Genomic DNA, 18,462 nt, shown 5'->3' with positions numbered 1-18,462 from the left:
ACCGTGCGCATTCTGATCACCGGCGGCACCGGCTTTGTCGGCCTGGCCAGCGCAGAGGCGCTGTTGAAGGCAGGCCATGAGGTGACGCTGTTTGCCTCAACGGGCCTTGCCGATCCCTTTCGCGATGCCCCCGAACTTGCTGGAGCCAGCCTCGTCCTCGGCGACATCTGCAGCGAGGCGGATCTCTCTCGAGCCATCGCTGCGGCCCGGCCGCAATCCGTCCTGCACCTGGCGGCGATGACCCCTAACGTCGACGCCGAGCGGGAGATGGCCGCACGGATCATCGCCGTCAATATCGGCGGCACCGCCACGCTGATGAAGATGCTGGCGCAGGCGGAGGATCTGTCCCGCATTGTCTGTGCGAGCAGTGTCGCCGTTTATGGCCATGTCGGCCTCGACGAGGGCTCCATAGCGGAAGATCGCAAGCTCGATCCCGCCAGCCTGTACGGCATCACCAAGGTCGCGGCCGAGGGGACGGCGCGCCGGATGGCCGCGCTTTTCGGTTACGATCTCAGGATCGCCCGGCTCGGTCCGCTCTTCGGTCCCTGGGAACATTCGACAGGCGTTCGCCCGCTGCTCAGCCCGCATGCGCAGATCCTGTCCCATTGGCGCAAGGGCAGGCCCGCCCGTCTTGGACGGCCGCTCGCCGGCGACTGGCTTTACAGCCGCGATGCCGGGCTGGACCTTCTCGGGCTACTGACAGGCGAGAGGCTTCAGCACATGACCTACAATGTCGGCGCCGGATCCTCGCATACCGTGCTGGATTGGGCCAATACTCTCTCGCCCCGGATCGGCGGCGGCGATGCCGCGCTTGCCGGACCGCATGAAACGGCGAATGTCAGCGTCACCATGGCGCAGGATCGCGCACCCCTTTGCATCGAACGCCTGGTGCAGGATTGCGGCCACCATGCCCGCAGTCCTGACGAGGCCGCCTCCGATTATGCCGATTGGCTTACCCGCTTCGACCCGCCCGCGACAAGGACAAGTGCATGAACACCGTCAATTCCGGCCGCACCGTGATCGCCATCCGCGCCCTCACCAAATCCTTCTCAGGCTTCAAGGCCCTGGACGGCATCGATCTTGATGTCACCCGCGGACAGCGCATCGTCATCTGCGGCCCATCCGGATCCGGCAAGTCGACGCTCATCCGCTGCATCAACGGGCTTGAGACCTTCGATACCGGCTCCATCACGGTCGACGGCTTCTCCATCGGCGGCTCCACCCGCAATCTGGACAAGGTGCGGCAGGAAGTCGGCATGGTCTTCCAGCATTTCAATCTCTTCCCGCACCTGACCGTGCTGCAGAACCTGATGATTGCGCCGATGAAGAACCGCGGCAAGCCCCGTGCCGAGGCCGAGGCGCTGGCGCGACATTATCTCGACCGTGTGCAGATTGCCGATCACGCCCACAAAATGCCCTCGCAGATCTCCGGCGGGCAGCAGCAGCGGGTCGCCATTGCACGCGCCCTGTGCATGGAGCCGCAGATCATGCTGTTCGACGAGCCGACATCCGCTCTCGACCCGGAGATGATCAAGGAAGTGCTGGATGTCATGGTGGAGCTGGCCCATGAGGGCATGACCATGGTCTGCGTGACCCATGAAATGGGATTTGCACGGTCCATCGCCGACGAGGTCATCTTCATGGATCGCGGCACGATCGTCGAGCGCAATGCGCCCGAGCCCTTCTTCTCCAACCCGCAGCATGAGCGGACCAAGACCTTTCTGCAGCAGGTTATCAGGCATTAGGATCAGAAGAATGAGATTGGCAGGCAAGACCGCGATCATCACCGGCGCATCCTCTGGAATAGGCCGCGCAATATCCCTTTTGTTCGCCAGTGAGGGCGCAACCGTGGTGGCGGCCGATGTGACCGCCGATGTCGTCGAAGGCGGAACACCGGTGATCGACGAGCTTCGAAAGATTAGTGACGCGGCGATCTTCGCCAAGGCGGATATTTCCAGAAGCTCCGACGTGCAGACTTTGTTCGACGAAACGGCGCAGCGCTTTGGACGGATCGACATTCTCGTCAACAACGCGGTCGTGCGAGGCGGCTCATCGCTCGTCGAGACCGACGAGGCGGAGTGGGACCGTGTGACGGACGTCAACCTGAAAGGCGCCTATCTCTGCCTGCGCGCGGCCGTGCGTCAGATGCTGACGCAGGATATCATCGGCGAGGCGCGCGGACGCATCGTCAACATCACCTCGCAGCACGGCATGATCGCTGCTCCCGGAGATTTCGCCTATGGCGTCAGCAAAGCGGGCATGGTCTACATGACCAAGCAGGTAGCCTCGGATTACGGCCATGAGAACATCATCTGCAATGCCGTGGCGCCGGGCAAGATCCTGACCGGCAAAGGCGGGCGGGCAATCGATCCGGAGATGCTGGATTATTCCAGGAGCCGCACGCCGCTTCCTCGCCTCGGAACGCCGATCGATGTCGCTCGCGCCGTTCTCTTCCTTGCCAGCGAAGAAGCCACTTACCTGACCGGCCATAATCTGATGGTCGATGGCGGCTGGATGGCGCGCTGACGACGAAAATGACGGTCGGACGGTGCTCGCGGATGGCTGCCGCCACGCACGGCAACCGGCCTCAAGTCTTTCGTCACCGTCTGAGGAAATTCGACAGGGTGAGGTCGACCAGCTCGTCTCCACGGCCGTTCATCACCGTCCGAAGAGCCCAGAGGCTGAAACCCTTGATCTGCTCGGCGCTGATCTGCGGCGGCATGGACAATTCCTGCGTATTGGTGACGACATCGAGGAGTGCCGGTCCGTCATGCGCAAGAATATCCTTGACCGCATCCTCCAGCGCCGCAGGGTCCTCGACCCGGATGGCATGCACGCCGACCGCTTCGGCAAGGGCCGCGAAATTCGGGTTCTTCAGCGATGTGCCGGTTTCCAGAAAGCCCGAAGCCTTCATTTCCATGGCCACGAAGCCGAGGCTCGCATTGTTGAAGATCACGACCTTGACCGGCAGATCCTGCTGAACGAGGGTTAGAAAATCGCCCATCAGCATGGCAAAGCCGCCATCGCCCGAGAGGCTGATCACCTGGCGGCCGGGATAGGCTGCCTGGGCGCCGATGGCCTGCGGCATGGCATTTGCCATCGAACCATGGACCAGCGAGCCGATCATGCGGCGCTTGCCGTTCATCCTGAGGTAGCGGGCTGCCCAGATCGTCGGCGTGCCGACATCGAAAGTGAAGACCGCATCTTCGCGGGCATGATCGCTCAGCAGCTTCGCCAGATATTGCGGATGGATGGTCCGGCCGGCCTTGCCCGTGGCGAGATCATCCAGATCGGCGCGTGCCTTGACATAGCGGTCCTGGCAGAGCTCGAGGAAGGAGGCGTCGGTCTTCACTGCAATGTGCGGCAGAACGGCGGAGAGCGTCGATCTCACATCGCCCACAAGCGCAAGATCGAGCGGAACACGCCGGCCGAGGTTTTCCGGTCGGATATCCACCTGCACGATCTTTGCCTCGGACGGATAGAACTGGCGGTACGGAAAATCCGTGCCGAGCATGACAAGCGTGTCGCATTCCTGCAGCGCCGCATAGCCGGAGGAGAAGCCGATAAGACCCGTCATGCCGACATCATAGGGATTGTCCCATTCCACATGTTCCTTGCCGCCAAGCGCATGGACGATCGGCGCCTTGAGCGCTTCGGCCAGCTGCAGCAATTCGGCATGTGCGCCCTGGCAGCCGCGACCGCACAGAAGCGCCGTCTTGCCGCTCTCGTTCAGCATCCCGGCCAGCCTTTCGATTTCGCCGGCCTGCGGCGTAACGCTCGGCTGCGGCAACTCAAAGGTGGCGGCCTCGGAGATCTTGCCGCTGAACGCCGAAAGCGCCACATCGCCGGGAATGACGATGACCGCCACGCCGCGATTGCCAAGGGCGGAGCGGATCGCCGATTCCAGCACGCCCGGCAATTGCTCCGCATGGCTGACCACTTCGCAAAAATGGCTGCATTCGCGAAAGAGCTGGTCCGGATGGGTTTCCTGGAAATAGCCGCGCCCGACTTCCGCCGAAGGGATCTGCGCCGCAATTGCAAGCACCGGCACGCGCGAGCGATGGCAATCGAACAGGCCGTTGATCAGATGGAGATTGCCCGGCCCGCAGCTGCCGGCGCAAACGGCAAGCCTGCCTGTGAGATGCGCTTCGGCGCCGGCGGCGAAGGCAGCCGTTTCCTCGTGCCGTGTGTGGATCCACTCGATATCGTTGCGAACGCGCAAGGATTCCGTCAACCCATTCAAGCTGTCGCCCACCACGCCATAGATGCGGCGCACGCCGGCCGCATGCAGGACTTCGGTGATGATGTCGGCTGTCTTCATGGTCATGCTGCACTCCTCGATGAAACGATCAAAACCGCCGATTGGCCGTCCAGGGGAGAATTGCTGAAACCGTCTGCGGTTGCAGACGATCTTCATCTTCCTCCCCGCCGGTCAGACGGAGCGGGAGGTTTCGAACAGGAACCAGACGCGCCGCTCGGCCTCATCGATCCAGTTCTCGATCAGGCTCGTGGTGGCCACATCACCGTGTTCCGAAGTGGCGCCGTGAAGCTGGCGCAGGATCGAAACCAGCTGCGTGTTGTCTTCCCGCAGCTCCGCCAGCATGTCGTCCGGCGTGACGAAATCCGCATCATTATCGGCAATGCGCTGCAGGCGCGCGGCGTGGCCGAGTGACCGCAGCGTAGTGCCGCCAAGTTTGCGGGCGCGCTCGGCAATCACATCCGTCAGCTCGAAGAGCTCGTCGCCCTGCTCATCCAGGAGAAGGTGATAATCGCGGAAATTGCGGCCGGACATGTGCCAGTGGAAATTCTTGGTCTTCAGATACAGCGCGAAGACATCTGCCAGCAAGGCGGTCAGCGAGGCGGAGATCTCGTGGCGGGCGGTCGCACCGAGATCCGTGGGCGTGGTGAGAGGCGCAAGGCGCCGAGCCGAAAGGGAAGGATTGGTCATGATCATCTCCAGTTGGAAAACCGGTTGCCGACGCTGCGGAAAACCTGACTGAAGCTACAAAATCATTCCCGGGTCCAATATCAGCCTGTGGTATCGAACGGCATGCACGTTGGTATAGGTCGATCCGCAACCGGTCGATGGCGAAAGCCCCTCACACGGCCGTCGAAACGGCAATGCGAAGGGCTTTTTATTCCTTCAGCGTGCGAACCGCCTCGGCCCGCGATCGGTTACATGTCCAAGGTGACGATCGATGCCGCGATATAGCGTTCGCTCTCGCTGCCGTCATTATAGTAATAGACCGTCAGCAGCTTGCCATCGGGGCGAATGACACTGCGCGGATAGCCAAGATCGGACATCCCGCCATCGTCACGGATGATGATGTCCTCGCTCCAGCTCTCGCCTTCATCGGCGCTGAGCCGCGCGCGGATGCCGAAGGGCGCATCGCGGTAGCCATAAACCAGCACCAGCCGTCCGTCCGACAGCCGGTTGAGGGTCGGCGGATTGCCGGCATAGCCGGTATTTTCCACAGGACGGTTCCTGTAATGCCAGGTCTTGCCCTGATCGCTGGTCTCATAGGCATCGATCCAGGCCTTGCGGTCCGGACCCTTGCCGGGTGTCGAGCAGCGAACAAGCGTCAGAACCTTGCCGTTCTTCAGCTGGATGGAGGCCGGCATGATGGAGAAGCCCTCCGGCTCCTCCCCCAAAAAGCTCTGGAATTCGAAGCTCCTGCCGCCATCGCGGGTGCGGACGCAGAACACATGGCCTTCCCGGCCATTCGGCTTTGCCGCGGTCAGCAGGAAGAGCGCATCATGTTTGCCGAGCGGCACGATATCCGTACGCGCCGAAAGCCCCGGCAATCCGAAATCGCCCAGCCGATACGGCCCGCGCCAGGTCTGTGCGCGGTCGTTGCTGACATAGAACCAGCTGATGGAGCCGCCCAACAGACCGGTGCGGGCGCACATGACGATCGTCTCCGGATCCGTGAAATCGATCGGTTGATCGAGTGGCCGCAAGTCCCGCTCCACATCGATCCTCGGCAGGGCCTCCAGATCGGGCTGAACATGCTCGTCGCCGGACAGGGTCTGGCTTCCCGGTACGAAGCCGTTGAAGCGTTCGATCTGCCAGGTCTCGCCACCATCGCGGCTGCGCGCCTGGACCGGAATGAAAGGCCGCGACTTGTCGCGGGCATGCAGATCTTCCGACACGCCGCGAAAACCCTGGACGAAAATGGTCACGGCCTCGTCGCCCCAGATCCACAGACCATAATTGGCGGGCCAGGCGGCAAACTCCGCGGGGCGGCGATAGACTTCGACATTCTTGACACTGGTCGGCTTTGTCACGTGCATCCTCCATGCCGCGGAAGCGGCCTGCTTGCATTGATGATAGATTTAGTCGGATCAGCCCTTCACGCCGCTGGACACGGCGCCATCGACGACATGCCGCTGGGCGAACAGATAGACGATGATGATGGGCATGGTTATCAGCGTGGCCATCGCCATCACCACATTCCAGCGCGCGTCCGGCCCGCTCTGCAGGAGTTGCAGGCCGATCTGAAGCGTCGCCATTTCCCGATGCGAGTTGAGGATCAGCGGCCAGACGAAGTCGTTCCAGGCGCTCTGGAAGCTCAGGACACCAAGGACGGCCAGAGAAGGCCGCGCCAGCGGCAGCAGGATCCGGCGGAAAATGGTGAAGGGCGGCGCTCCGTCGAGCTTTGCCGATTCCTCATATTCCATTGGGATGCGGGTGAAGAACTGGCGCATCATGAAGATGCCGAAGGGCGTTGCCGCCGTCGGAAGGATCATGCCCCAATAGGTGTTGAGCAGACCAGTGCCGCCGTTGCCCAGCCAGTCATTGCCGCCGGCAAAGGGGATTTTCTGGACGATCAGATAGACCGGGACGATCTGGCTCTGGGCGGGCACCATCAGAAGCCCGACAACCAGCGCGAAGATCAGGTTCTTGCCGGAAAACTGCATGCGGGCCAGCGCATAGCCTGCCAGCGAGCAGAAGACGAGGTTCGAAAAGGTGGAGCCCAGCGCATAGATCAGGCTGTTGACGAGTTGCCGCCCGGCTTCCGGCGAGCGTATGGCATCGAGATAGTTCTTCCATTCCAGCCCGTCGGGCATGAAGCTCAGCGGAAACCGGAAGATCTCCTGGTCGGTCTTGAACGAGGTCGAGACCATCCAGAGGAAGGGCATGATGGTTGCGACGGCAGCGAAGATCAGAAGAGCATAGCCGATGACATTCATCAGGTCGAAGCTGGCAAAGCCGGTCCTTCGCGGCTTGGCGCCGTGGTTCAGTTGCGCTTCGAACGAAGCCGGTTCAGCAAGATCGGTCACGCGTCTTTCCTCCGCATGATTCTCGTTCCGATGATGGAAAACAGGAGAATGGTGAAGAACAGAACCGTCGACATGGCGGCGGCATAGCCGAACTCGGTGTAGCTGAAGGCGGTCCGATACATCTGGTAGACCACTGTTTCGGTGGAGCCGAGCGGTCCGCCCTGCGTCATCACATAGATGGCGCCGAAGACCTGGAAGGTCTGCACGATCAGGATGATCAACAGGTAGAATGTCACCGAACTCAGCATAGGCACGGTGATGCGGAAGAAGATATGCCGCCCCTTGGCGCCATCCAGGCGGGCCGCTTCATAGATATCGTTGGGAATATCCTGCAGGCCGGCCAGATAGATGATCATCGCCGTGCCGAAATCGCGCCAGATCGCCATGACGATCAGGGCATTCAGGGCAAGGTTCGGATCCTGCAGCCAGGGCCGCGGGCTGATGCCGATCTGGGTCAGAATATTGTTCAGGGGACCGGCATAGGGATCGTAGACATAGGCCCAGACAACCGCAGCAGCGATCAGTGATGTCAGAACCGGCAGATAGAATATGGTGCGGAAGGCAATGCGGCCGGGCACCTTCCGGTTCAAGGCGACTGCGGCAAGCAGGCCGAGCGCCATGGTCGGGAAGGTCACGCCGACCGTATAGTAAGCGGTATTGCCGACGGCCTGACGGAAGCCGGTATCGGAAAACAGCTTGATGTAATTCTCGAGGCCGACGAAATTCGTCGGCCTGAGGAAGGAGACATCGGTGAAACTCATCACCAGCGTGGCCGCTGCCGGCAGCATCAGCGACAGAAACAGGATGACAAGCGCCGGTGCAAGAAAGGCGTAGGCGCTCCAGTTTTGATGGAAGCTGACCGTTTGCGACGGCCGGGATGTCAGGTTCTGGAACGCCATTGCTTGCCTCAGCCCCTCTTCAGCAAGGTCTGGACTTCCGCGGCCGCGCTTTTCAGCGCCTGCTCCGGCGTGCTCCTCTGGAAGATCACTTCCTGCACGCCGCGTGCAACCAGCGTCATCATGCGCGGGAAGACCGGCGTCGCGGGCGCCGTCTGCGGCGCGTAGCTGGCGGTCTTGATGAACTTCGCGAGATATTTGTCAGCCTGAACGGCCTGATCCTGCTGCGCCGATTTCAGGACCGGTACGTTCTTGGAAGCCAGCGCGAAGGCGATCTGCTGCTCCGGCTCGACCGCGAAGGCGACAAATTTGGCGGCCGCCTTCTCGTTCGGGGAGCCGGCGCGGATGGCGAAGCAGAACGGATCGACGATGGAGGTGAAGCCGCCATTCTCCTTCGGGATCGGCAGGACATCGAAATCGACGCCGCCCTTCAGCGCATTGTTGGTGGAGTAGTTGCCGGCGATCAGCATGGCAGCGCGCCCCTGGTTAAAGGGGTTGGACATGCCGCCGGATCCAACGCCGAAGCCGACATCGGTGATCTTGTCGACGACGATGAGATCCTGAATGAACTGCAGCGCCTTGATGCCCTCCGGACCGGCAAAGGACGGGGCAGACAGATCCGCCGTCAGCAAGGTGCCGCCTGCGCCCTGCAGGAAGAGGGTGAAGAGCTCGAAGGCTTCCAGATCATTCTGGTAGAGCTGCAGGCCTGCCACCTGAAGCATGTCGCCGCCCGGTCGCTTGGTGGCGGCCTTTGCCCATTCGCGGAGTTCGGCCCAGTTCTGCGGCCCCTGATCGGGATTGAGGCCCGCTTCGCTGATCAGCTTGCGATTGATGCCAAGGCCGCGAGACGTGCCGTAGAGCGGCATCGAAATCTGCCCGCCATCATATTTGCCATAGGCCAGAAGCGAGGCATCCAGCCCATCCATCTTCACCTCGGGCAGCGCCTTGCCAAGCTCCACCAGCTTCTTTCCGGAGGCGTAGGTCAGGTTGTAATCCCAATGCTGGACGATGAGATCCGGCCCCGTATTGCCGTTGATCGCCGTCAGCATTTTCTCGTTCAGCTGCGCAGGCTCCGCGTAAAGGCTCGACTGCAGCGCCACTTCGGGATGCTTGGCCTTGAAGGACGCCTCGAGCGCCTCGCCTGCCGCTTTCTTGCTGCCGGCCAGCTGCGACCAGAAGACGAGTTCCTCACTCGCTGCCAGGGCACGGCCGGACGCCGACATCAACAGTGGAAGCGTGGCAATCCCAGCTGCCGTTCCCGACAGGAAGCCCCGTCGCGTGGGTTTTAGAACATTCCGGATATCATCTTTCATGGCAATTTCCTCCCAAAGGTTACCATTTCTTCTGATCTACCGCCGAGCGACCGTCAGTCCTGCCGCATCGAAGACGTGAATATTGGCCGGGTCACAATAGACATTGATGCCGAGGCCAGGCTCGAGGCGCTGATCGCCCGAGAAGACACAGGTGAAATTCTGCCCCTCCACGGCGGAATGCAGAATGGTCTGCGCGCCCAGCCGCTCCACCGAGCGCGGCACGATGGCGATCTTCAGCAGCGGTTCGCCGCCATGCGGCTGCGGCGCGAGATATTCCGGCCGGATCCCGAGCGTGACCTCGTCGCCCGGCTTCAGCTGGCCGGCAAGACCGGCAAGAACGACGCGACCGATGCCGGGAACGTCAAATGCATGATATTCGGCTTCGACGGCGCTCAACCTGCCGCGCAGCATGTTCATCGGCGGGCTGCCGATAAAGCCGGCGACGAAACGGTTGACCGGATTGTGATAGAGATCCATCGGACGCCCCACCTGCTCCACGCGGCCGCCATTGAGGACGACGATGCGGTCGGCCATGGTCATGGCTTCGAGCTGATCATGTGTCACATAGACCATGGTCGCGCCGAGATCCTTGTGCAACTGCGTCAGTTCGGTGCGCATCTCGATCCGCAGCGCGGCGTCGAGATTGGATAGGGGCTCATCCATCAGGAAAATTTCAGGCTTGCGGACGATGGCCCGGGCAATCGCCACGCGCTGCCTCTGGCCGCCCGAGAGCTTGGACGGCTTGTCCTTCAGTCTTGTCGAGAGCCGGACCGTTGCCGCAGCCTTCTCGACCTCCTGCTTGACGTCGCCTTTCGACCGCCCCTCCATCTGAAGCGGGAAGGCAATATTCTCGTAAACTGTCATATGCGGATACAAAGCGTAGGACTGGAAGACCATCGCGACGCTGCGCGTTCCAGCCGGGCGCCGCGTAACGTCGTCAGCACCGATCATGATGGCCCCGTCGCTGATCGGATCGAGACCCGCAATCAGCCGCAGCAAGGTCGACTTGCCGCAACCCGAAGGACCCACGAAGACAGCGAATTCGCCGTCCTCGATCGCCAGCGAGACATTCTTGACGGCGTCGAACGCCCCATAGCTTTTCGAAACGTTGGACAACTCCAGACGCGCCAAAGCTGCTCCTCCCTCAATTTCTATTCGTTGCCAGCTTTGGCTGACACAGGCACCATGCATGAAAACCAAAAGCTTGTAAATATGTCATCTGATAACTTCTATGCAAACTTATATGATCAGTTGTATGTTCAGCCTGCCCGTATCGTCGGATCGGGGAAGGGGGCGATGGGAGACCACGGCAGGAAAGCCGCCGGACCAGCCCGAACACGCGCTGGCCGCGGGCTTTTTCTGCAACAACGCGCAAGGCTCCCGAAGGGGTGGCCGCCTTTCCCACGGCCTGCGGCGGTCGTTGGGCGCAACCGGCAGGCACCGGCGCCTGCGGCGACCTATAGCACCGGGTAGAACCGTTCGATGCATCTGCGCGGCAGGGCGTCAGAGCTCGATAGCGCGCTCCCGAGCATTCATGATGTGTCGCTCGATGGCCTGGCTGGCAGCAATGGGATCGCGGCTCTTGATAGCGTCGATGATCAGCAGATGATCTTCGAAAGCAGACGGCAGAACCCGCTCCGAAAGCGTGATTCTGTCGAGCTTGATCAGCCGCATGCGGATAGCGTTGACCGCATAGGCCTGGATCAGCAGGTCGTTCTGGGTGGCCTCGATGAGCAGGCTGTGGAACCCGTCATCGACCCGCTGGCCGCGCTCGAAGACATCGGGCGACGGCGCAGACTTCACCTCGTCCAGAATGGACTGATGCAATTGCTTCTGCTCGTCGAGCACGGCATCCGGCATGCGCCGGACCGCCGTCAGAACCGCCTCGCGCTCCAAAGCCATGCGGACCTGGAAAGCCTGGCGGATCATCGAGAGATCGATCTGCGTGATCTGGATACCCCGCTGCGGCATCACGACCAGCAGGCCTTCATACTGCAGTCGCGGCAGAAGTTCGCGCAATGCGCCGATCGACAGGCCGAGCAGAGCCACCAGCTCCCGCTGGGAGACGAATTGCCCCGGCCTCAGACGACCATCGAAAAGGGCCTCCCGAAAGCGATCATAGGCCATCTGCTTTACCGAACGCAGTTCGGTGTGTCCGGTGCCGGACGACGGATCTTGGGCGCTCATCTCTCTCCTCTCGCCGGACACGAGCCGGCTGATCAAGCAGCGGCGCGATAGCCCGTCTGCTCGATCAGTTCAACCAGCATAGCACGTTCCTCGCGGCTGAGAGCAAGCAGCGGAGGCATGGCCGTCGCCAGATTTTCGTCGTTGCGGTAATGGGCGAGAGCCGCCTTCAATGCAACGAGCGATCCGTGCGTATCGACAGCTTCAATGCGGCGCGCCTGCTTGTTCAATATGGCTGCATCATTCGGATTGTCGAAGAGTGCCTTCAACTCGGAGGCAAAGACATTCGGCATGCCGCCGATCATACCGGCCCCGCCATTGCGCACGAGCACGGGAAGCACGCGATCATCGCCGGTGAAGACCCGCAATTGCGGAAAGGATTTCACCAGCATCAACCCATTGTCGAGATCGCCGGTGGAATCCTTGATGCCCGCGATGCGTGTGCCGTGGCGCTCGATCAGGCGGGCGATCAGGGGCTGGGTGAAGCGGTGGCGGCTGAGCTGGGGAATATTGTAGAGAACCAGATCGATGCGCGTCTGCGTCTCGGTCCGCGCGATCAGGGCATCGAAGAAGGCGGCAATGCCTGCCTCGCTCGCGCCGTAGTAAAATGGCGGCAGCACAAGAGCAGCGCGACAGCCAAGCCGGCCATAGGCGAGCAGCGATTCTACCGCATCATCAAGACTGGGCGTCATCACGGCGGGCAATTGCCGGCCCATCTCCATGCCCTGAGCCTTCAGTTCGGTCAGCGCCGCAATTTTTTCGGCGGTGGAAAAGGACGCGCCCTCTCCCGTCGTTCCGAATGTCGAGATGAAGCTGCATCCGCAATCCAGCAAGTGCTCCCCATGTGTTCTCAACCGCTGAATATCGATCTTGAAGTCTGCGGTGACGGGGGTGATGGATGCGGCAACAACGCCTGCGAGTGCTGAATCAGACATGGAATGTTCCTCGTTAGAAGACTGATATAATCAGTTTGTTGATCAGTCGTCAAATGTCTGTTTACATCGACCGGCAGTTGCGGCATGGTGGCTGGCAAGGGAAGGTCCCGCCGCGACTGCGCGCAGACGGCTGCATTGCGGAGCCGCCTTGCCAAAGGCGGCCGGAGGTGGGATGCCGCATCCTTCCCTTGCATAAACTCAGGATTACACGCATGCCCACGACCGATGACTTGCTAAACGCCATCAGCGCCGCCCTTCGGGACGGAACTGTGATCGATCCCGAACCGCATCTGGGATTGCCGCTCGCCGACGCTTTCTCGATCCAGACTGCGCTGTTTCGCCAGTTCGACCAGCCGCTGCTCGGCTCGAAACTCGCGTCCAAAGGCGCCGTTGCGCACAGCGCGCCGCTCTTGTTCGTGAAGGAAGGCGGTCAGTATCCTCACCAATCAGGTCTTGCCATCGAGGTTGAGCTGGCACTGGTTCTCGGAAAGGATCTGCGGCTGCAGGATCCCGCCATCGAGCGAGGCGACATCGTGGATGCGATCTCCTCCGTCCGCCTCGGGGTGGAGCTCTTGCGCAGCCGTTACAAGGGTGGGTCGCGTGGCGATCCCGGTTTGGCCGTGGCCGATCTGATGAGCAATATCGGCTACCTTCTCGGCCCGGAACTGGATCGCGGCCTGATCGCCGACGGCGTCTCTCCCGGTCGCCTGACCGTGGCGCTGGATGGCCGAACGCTGTACGACGACCAGGCTCGTCATGCCGATAGCGACCCGCTGAAGGCGCTGCTGACGCTCTGCCATCAGGCACCGCTGACGCCGCTGGTCAAACTTGAGGCCGGCCAGGTCATCACCACCGGCACTCTGTGCGGCCTGCTGACCATCGACCATCCTGGTCAGGTTGCCATCTCGCTCGCCGGACAGACGTTCCAGCTCGACCTGCACGGCTGAAGGAGATCATGGAAGGCCGGAGCCGGAACGGCATAGGCTCCGCCCCCTGCCCCGGCTCTGGCTCCTCGGGCTTCGGCTTTCGCTCTGACAAGAAAGGCGGCGCTGCCGTGCCGCCACAACAGCGTCGGAAAGACGCGCGGGAGGATCAGGAATGACCTATTTCATCGGCATCGATGTCGGCACAGGCAGCGCCCGCGCCGGCATCTTCGATGCGTCCGGCCGGCTTCTTGCCGCCGAATCCCGGCCGATCGCCATGCAAAGGCCGCGCGAGGATTATGCCGAACAATCGTCGCGGGACATTTGGGAGAGCGTCTGCCATTGCGTGCGAGCCGCCTGCCGGTCCGCTGGCATCGACGGCACCCAGATCACCGGCCTCGGCTTCGACGCCACCTGCTCGCTCGTCGTGGTGGATGGAGAGGGTGAACCGGTGACTGTCAGTCCGTCCGGCGACGATGATTGGAACATCATCGTCTGGATGGATCACCGCGCCATCGAGGATGCGCAGACGATCAACGCGATCGGCGGAGAGGTTCTCACCTATGTCGGCGGCGTCATCTCACCGGAAATGGAATTGCCGAAACTGCGCTGGCTGAAACGCAACATGCCGCAGAGCTTCGAGCGGGCGGCAGCCTTTTTCGACTTGCCGGACTGGCTTGTTCATCGGGCCACCGGAACACAGACCCGGTCACTCTGCAGCACCGTCTGCAAATGGACCTATCTGGGACAAAAGGGGCTGTCCGGAGAAGGCTGGGACAGTGACTTCCTCGCCCGCATCGGCCTCGAAAGCCTGAGCCGAAGCGGGTTCGCCGCCATCGGCAGCTCATTTGCGGCACCCGGCGCGCGGGCCGGATCCCTTTCCCGCAAGGCCGCTGCGGATCTTGGCCTTGCCGAGGGCATTGCCGTCTCGGCGAGCCTGATCGATGCCTATGCCGGTGCGCTCGGCACGCTTGGCGTCGAAATGGCGCATGGCGGCCTCGACACGCGCCTGGCCCTGATCGCCGGCACCTCCTCCTGCCACATCACCGTCAGCCCGACGCCTCCCTTCGTGCCAGGCGTCTGGGGACCCTATTTCTCGGTCCTCCTGCCGGAAATGTGGGCGAATGAGGCGGGACAGTCGGCAGCCGGCGCCCTGATCGATCGCATCATAGAAGGCCACGCCGCGGCCGCAGAGGCCAAAGCTTTGGCGGCCTCGAACGGCATCAGCCTGTACGAGCTCCTCGCCGAAAGGCTGGCAGTGCTTGCAACGGCGGAAGATGGCGACACGGCCGGTCTCACCTTTGATCGCCATGTCCAGCCCGATTTTCATGGCAACCGCTCGCCTTTGGCTGATCCGACGCGGAAAGGGGCGATTGTCGGGCTTTCGCTCGATCGCGGCCTTGATGACCTGGCGCTGGATTACCTCGCCACCCTGCAGGCACTGGCCTATGGCACGCGTCAGATCATCGAGGAAATGCGCCGCAAGGGCGTCCGCGTGGAGCTACTCGTGGTCAGCGGCGGGCTCGCCCAGAACGCGCTCTTCCTGCGCGAACATGCCGATGCGACGCAGTGCGCCATCATTGTTCCCGAGCAGAGAGAACCCGTCCTGGTGGGAAGCGCCATGCTGGGCGCCGTTGCAAGCGGTCATTTCCCCGATCTTCCCGCAGCCATGCAGGCGATGAGCGGCCGCGGCCGCGTTCTCGCGCCGCGGGGCGGGAAGGTGGCGTCCTTCCACGATCGCAAATACCGGGTCTTCCAACGGCTGCAGCAGGACTTTGCTGCCTATGCCGCGCTGATGGCCGACTGACGGGCCAGGACATCAACTAGATAAGGGATGAGGATCATGACGAGAGAGATCGCACTTTTTGCCAGTGGCGACCTGCGTCTATCGGCCAATCAGCAATGCTGGCCGACGCAGCAGGCAATGGAACAGAAACTGACGGAGGTCCTTCGCAGGCTCGGATGGTCTGTCCGCCGCGGACATCCCTACAAGCCGGCGGAAAGACACGGCTTCCTCGCCTCGCAGCGCGAGGGCATGGACGCCTTTGCCGCGATCGATCCGGACATGCCGGTCATCGTGGCGGAATCCGTCTGGCAATATTCCCATCATGTCCTGGCAGGCCTCGTCTCCCATCGGGGTCCGATCCTCACCCTCGCCAATTGGTCCGGTCAATGGCCGGGACTGGTCGGCATGCTGAACCTCAACGGCTCCCTGACCAAAGCGGGCGTCTCCTATGCTTCGCTGTGGAGCGAAAACTTTGACGACGCCTTCTTCCTGAACGGGTTGCAGGAATGGCTGGAGACGGGTGCGGTCACCCATGATGTCAATCACGTCAGCGCTCTCGACCCGGCCGCCCTTCCGAGCACGTTGCAGACCCTTGCCCGGGACATCGCCGCCGATTTCCGCCGCAACAAGGTCATCCTCGGCATCTTCGACGAAGGCTGCATGGGCATGTACAATGCGATCATCCCCGATGAGCTGCTGATGCCGCTCGGCATCTACAAGGAGCGGCTATCGCAGTCGAGCCTCTACCACGCGACCATGCAGGTACCGAAGGAAGAGGGTCGCGCGATTTTCGAGGAACTGCGCGCAAAGGGAATGACCTTCCACCTCGGAACGGATCCGACGACCGAACTCACCGAGGATCAGGTGATCGATCAATGCCGCATGTATATCGCTGCGGTCCGCATGGCGGAGGCTTTCGGCTGCGAGGCCATCGGCATACAGTATCAGCAGGGATTGAAGGACCTTCTGCCCGCCTCCGACCTGGTGGAGGGCATTCTCAACGATGATGACCGGCCGGATGTGAGAGCTGGCGATGGAGCCATCATCCGCCAGGGCAAAGCCATCGTCCATTTCAACGAGGTGGATGAATGCGCCGGTCTCGACGGCCTGATGACCAATCGCCTCCACCGCGCGCTTGGCCAGCCCGTGGAAAATACCCTGCACGACCTTCGCTGGGGCGATCTTGATGCCAGTGGCTCCACCGACGACTTCGTCTGGGTCTTTGAAATTTCCGGTGCCGCGCCGCCTGCCCATCATGACGGCGGATGGGCGGGATCCGACAGCCTGCGTCAGCCTCCCATGTTCTTTCCGGCAGGCGGCGGGACGCTGCGCGGCGTGGCGCGGCCGGGGGAAATTGTCTGGTCCCGCATATTCGTTGACGATCAGCGCCTGAAGATGGATATCGGGCGCGCAAGGGCGATCAAGCTTCCGGCGGAGGAGACGGAGCGCCGCTGGTCCTCCACCAACGAGCAATGGCCGATCATGCACGCCGTGCTGACCGGCGTCAGCCGCGACCAGATGATGGCGCGACACAAGGCGAACCACATCCAGGTGGCCTATGCCCACTCGGCGGAAGAGGCCGATCAGGCAGCGCTCGCCAAGGCCGCACTCGCCAGTGAACTCGGTATCGACGTGTGCCTGTGCGGCGTCAGCCAGCAGGAGCTCACGCGCTGATCAGCCGTCGATCATCGCCTCGGCTTCGATCTCGACCTCGTAATCGCCGATCAGCCCGCCGGCCTGGATAAGCGTATTGGCCGGCAGGATGGTCGAAAAGACGCGGCCATGAGCGCGCGACACCGGTTCCCATTGCGCGGCATCGCGAAGATAGATCCGCGTGCGCACCACATCGTCCATGCTCGCCCCCAGCGGCGCAAGCGAGGCTGCGATCTTGTCGAGAATATAGGTCGCCTGGGCGCCCGCATCGCCGGGCGCCACGCAGCGATCAGTGCCGTGAGTTGCTGTCGTGCCCGAGACGAGCACGCGATTGCCGATGCGCACGGCACGGCTATACCCGGCAAGCGGCTCCCAGATACTGCCCGAAGAGACCCGGCGGCGGGACGGCCTGCCCTCGACCGGAACCGCTTCATAGACCGACGGGATTGCATCGAGGTGATGGCTGAGATCGCCGGATGCCGTCAGAAACGGTGGCTTGCGATATTCGTCGCCGCAATCGCCCGGAATCGGCTGCGTCCCGGCGAAAGCGTCATCCAGCAGCGCCTTGTCCTCGTCGTCCAGCGAAAAACGGAAGACGTTGAGGTTATCGTCGCGATGCTCGCTCTCCCCCAGCCTTGCGCCGATGATGGTTGCGGCAACCGCCTCATGCTCCAGAACCCAGCGGCTCGCAACATTGGACAGTGAAACGCCGTGCTTGCGGGCAATGCTGGAAGCGGCCCGCAGAATGCCCTGATAGGCTGTCCAGCCACCCGCCACATCGATGAAGCGCTTGTATTTCGACCGGCTCCAATCGGCGATCGCGTGCGGCTCGGGCTGGCCAAGCCAGCGTTCTGAGAGGAAGCCACCGCAGAGCGTGCCATAGGCCAGGAGCTTGACGCCGCTGCGCTGGCAGAGTGCCGAAAGGTCCTGCGACGCGCGGCGATCGACGAGCGAGAACGATACCTGATTGCTGGCGATCTCGATCCCGTCGGCCAGCGCCAGCGCCAGATGCGCGGCATCCACATTGGTGAGGCCAAGCGCCCCGATCAGCCCTTCGTCCTTCATGGCCTGCATTTCGTGCAAGGCGTCGAGCCAGGCCGGATGTTGAAACGTCCACCAGTGGAACTGCAGCAGGTCGATCTTCTCGACGCCCAGTCGCCGCAGCCGCTCTTCCACACCCCGGCGAACCACATCCCGTGTCATCGGCTGAGGCTCCGGGCACCATTTCGTGAAAGCGCGCGGCCTCTTTTCGCCTGCACCGTAACGCTTCAGAAGATGACCGGTGATGATCTCTGCCGACCCGTAATGATCAGCCATATCGAAACTGTCGAAGCCGGCTTCAACATAGGCTTGCAGCGCATCGGCGCCGGTTTCGGGATCGATGGTCGTCCCGTCTTTCTCCATATCCGCCACCTGCCAGAGGCCGCAGACAAGGCGGCTGATCTCGAGGCCAGGGGCAAGCAGGGTACGGTCTGGACGCATTGGCAT

Annotated in this window: 16 protein-coding genes; 6 read left to right on the top strand and 10 right to left on the bottom strand. The window is 62.1% G+C overall.

All coding sequences use genetic code 11. The features are described from left to right. Window positions 1-3: 3 nt before the first annotated feature. Genes QTJ18_RS02840 through QTJ18_RS02830 form a run of 3 tightly spaced genes read left to right on the top strand, consistent with a single transcriptional unit; the run spans window position 4 to window position 2,526 of the window. Window positions 4-993 (top strand): NAD-dependent epimerase/dehydratase family protein, encoded by a 990-nt coding sequence (locus QTJ18_RS02840; RefSeq protein WP_252752139.1) that lies wholly within the window; start codon window positions 4-6, stop codon window positions 991-993. Next, window positions 990-1,745: an amino acid ABC transporter ATP-binding protein gene (locus tag QTJ18_RS02835; protein WP_252752140.1), complete on the top strand. Its 756-nt coding sequence runs from the start codon at window positions 990-992 to the stop codon at window positions 1,743-1,745. The genes QTJ18_RS02840 and QTJ18_RS02835 overlap by 4 nt, the downstream gene beginning before the upstream one ends. 10 nt (window positions 1,746-1,755) lie before the next feature. Further along, the gene (locus tag QTJ18_RS02830; protein ID WP_252752141.1) at window positions 1,756-2,526 is read left to right on the top strand and encodes an SDR family NAD(P)-dependent oxidoreductase; all 771 of its coding nucleotides are present in this window, start codon (window positions 1,756-1,758) and stop codon (window positions 2,524-2,526) included. Window positions 2,527-2,599: 73 nt separating this feature from the next. Here QTJ18_RS02830 and poxB read toward each other — a convergent pair whose 3' ends face one another. The 9 genes from poxB to QTJ18_RS02785 form a co-directional block, all read right to left on the bottom strand. Further along, window positions 2,600-4,327 carry a ubiquinone-dependent pyruvate dehydrogenase gene (gene poxB / locus QTJ18_RS02825; RefSeq protein ID WP_252752142.1) on the bottom strand — a complete coding sequence of 576 codons (1,728 nt, stop codon included), beginning with the start codon at window positions 4,325-4,327 and terminating at the stop codon, window positions 2,600-2,602. A 105-nt stretch (window positions 4,328-4,432) separates the two neighbouring features. Next, window positions 4,433-4,948, bottom strand: a complete 516-nt coding sequence (locus tag QTJ18_RS02820; protein WP_252752143.1) for a Dps family protein — start codon at window positions 4,946-4,948, stop codon at window positions 4,433-4,435. A 227-nt stretch (window positions 4,949-5,175) separates the two neighbouring features. Next, window positions 5,176-6,288: an exo-alpha-sialidase gene (locus tag QTJ18_RS02815; RefSeq protein ID WP_252752144.1), complete on the bottom strand. Its 1,113-nt coding sequence runs from the start codon at window positions 6,286-6,288 to the stop codon at window positions 5,176-5,178. 57 nt (window positions 6,289-6,345) lie between these two features. Then, on the bottom strand, window positions 6,346-7,284 hold the full coding sequence (locus QTJ18_RS02810) for a carbohydrate ABC transporter permease (RefSeq protein ID WP_252752145.1): 939 nt from the start codon (window positions 7,282-7,284) through the stop codon (window positions 6,346-6,348). Further along, window positions 7,281-8,183, bottom strand: coding sequence for a carbohydrate ABC transporter permease (locus tag QTJ18_RS02805; protein WP_252752146.1), 903 nt, complete (start codon window positions 8,181-8,183; stop codon window positions 7,281-7,283). The genes QTJ18_RS02810 and QTJ18_RS02805 overlap by 4 nt, the downstream gene beginning before the upstream one ends. 8 nt (window positions 8,184-8,191) lie before the next feature. Further along, a complete protein-coding gene (locus QTJ18_RS02800) occupies window positions 8,192-9,493 on the bottom strand; it encodes an extracellular solute-binding protein (RefSeq protein ID WP_252752147.1) in 1,302 nt (433 codons plus the stop codon). 36 nt (window positions 9,494-9,529) lie between these two features. Beyond that, window positions 9,530-10,624: an ABC transporter ATP-binding protein gene (locus QTJ18_RS02795; protein WP_252752148.1), complete on the bottom strand. Its 1,095-nt coding sequence runs from the start codon at window positions 10,622-10,624 to the stop codon at window positions 9,530-9,532. Window positions 10,625-10,996: 372 nt separating this feature from the next. Next, the gene (locus QTJ18_RS02790) at window positions 10,997-11,680 is read right to left on the bottom strand and encodes a GntR family transcriptional regulator (protein ID WP_252752149.1); all 684 of its coding nucleotides are present in this window, start codon (window positions 11,678-11,680) and stop codon (window positions 10,997-10,999) included. Window positions 11,681-11,712: 32 nt separating this feature from the next. Continuing rightward, window positions 11,713-12,612, bottom strand: a complete 900-nt coding sequence (locus tag QTJ18_RS02785) for a dihydrodipicolinate synthase family protein (protein ID WP_252752150.1) — start codon at window positions 12,610-12,612, stop codon at window positions 11,713-11,715. Window positions 12,613-12,824: 212 nt separating this feature from the next. On the opposite strand from QTJ18_RS02785, the gene QTJ18_RS02780 reads away from it, so the two are divergent. The 3 genes from QTJ18_RS02780 to QTJ18_RS02770 all read left to right on the top strand — a co-directional run bounded on the left by QTJ18_RS02780 (window position 12,825) and on the right by QTJ18_RS02770 (window position 16,995). Then, window positions 12,825-13,559 (top strand): hypothetical protein, encoded by a 735-nt coding sequence (locus QTJ18_RS02780; protein ID WP_252752151.1) that lies wholly within the window; start codon window positions 12,825-12,827, stop codon window positions 13,557-13,559. Window positions 13,560-13,710: 151 nt separating this feature from the next. Next, window positions 13,711-15,342 carry an FGGY-family carbohydrate kinase gene (locus tag QTJ18_RS02775; protein WP_252752152.1) on the top strand — a complete coding sequence of 544 codons (1,632 nt, stop codon included), beginning with the start codon at window positions 13,711-13,713 and terminating at the stop codon, window positions 15,340-15,342. A 36-nt stretch (window positions 15,343-15,378) separates the two neighbouring features. Next, a complete protein-coding gene (locus tag QTJ18_RS02770) occupies window positions 15,379-16,995 on the top strand; it encodes a fucose isomerase (RefSeq protein WP_252752153.1) in 1,617 nt (538 codons plus the stop codon). On the opposite strand, the gene QTJ18_RS02765 is transcribed toward QTJ18_RS02770, so the two are convergent. Next, complete coding sequence (locus QTJ18_RS02765) at window positions 16,996-18,456, bottom strand: aldo/keto reductase (protein WP_252752422.1); 1,461 nt, start codon at window positions 18,454-18,456, stop codon at window positions 16,996-16,998. Window positions 18,457-18,462: the final 6 nt, after the last annotated feature.

This window comes from Rhizobium sp. SSA_523 (assembly GCF_030435705.1).
In the GTDB taxonomy this organism is placed as follows: domain Bacteria; phylum Pseudomonadota; class Alphaproteobacteria; order Rhizobiales; family Rhizobiaceae; genus Neorhizobium.
The sequence above is the reverse complement of the archived record's forward strand: the minus strand, read 5'-3'. Positions and strand labels throughout refer to the sequence as shown.

Coding starts and splice junctions, on each gene's coding strand:
- QTJ18_RS02835 (WP_252752140.1), top strand. CDS start 990: ATGAACACCGTCAATTCCGGCCGCACCGTGATCGCCATCCGCGCCCTC.
- QTJ18_RS02830 (WP_252752141.1), top strand. CDS start 1,756: ATGAGATTGGCAGGCAAGACCGCGATCATCACCGGCGCATCCTCTGGA.
- poxB (WP_252752142.1), bottom strand. CDS start 4,327: ATGACCATGAAGACAGCCGACATCATCACCGAAGTCCTGCATGCGGCC.
- QTJ18_RS02820 (WP_252752143.1), bottom strand. CDS start 4,948: ATGACCAATCCTTCCCTTTCGGCTCGGCGCCTTGCGCCTCTCACCACG.
- QTJ18_RS02805 (WP_252752146.1), bottom strand. CDS start 8,183: ATGGCGTTCCAGAACCTGACATCCCGGCCGTCGCAAACGGTCAGCTTC.
- QTJ18_RS02800 (WP_252752147.1), bottom strand. CDS start 9,493: ATGAAAGATGATATCCGGAATGTTCTAAAACCCACGCGACGGGGCTTC.
- QTJ18_RS02790 (WP_252752149.1), bottom strand. CDS start 11,680: ATGAGCGCCCAAGATCCGTCGTCCGGCACCGGACACACCGAACTGCGT.
- QTJ18_RS02785 (WP_252752150.1), bottom strand. CDS start 12,612: ATGTCTGATTCAGCACTCGCAGGCGTTGTTGCCGCATCCATCACCCCC.
- QTJ18_RS02780 (WP_252752151.1), top strand. CDS start 12,825: ATGCCCACGACCGATGACTTGCTAAACGCCATCAGCGCCGCCCTTCGG.
- QTJ18_RS02775 (WP_252752152.1), top strand. CDS start 13,711: ATGACCTATTTCATCGGCATCGATGTCGGCACAGGCAGCGCCCGCGCC.
- QTJ18_RS02770 (WP_252752153.1), top strand. CDS start 15,379: ATGACGAGAGAGATCGCACTTTTTGCCAGTGGCGACCTGCGTCTATCG.
- QTJ18_RS02765 (WP_252752422.1), bottom strand. CDS start 18,456: ATGCGTCCAGACCGTACCCTGCTTGCCCCTGGCCTCGAGATCAGCCGC.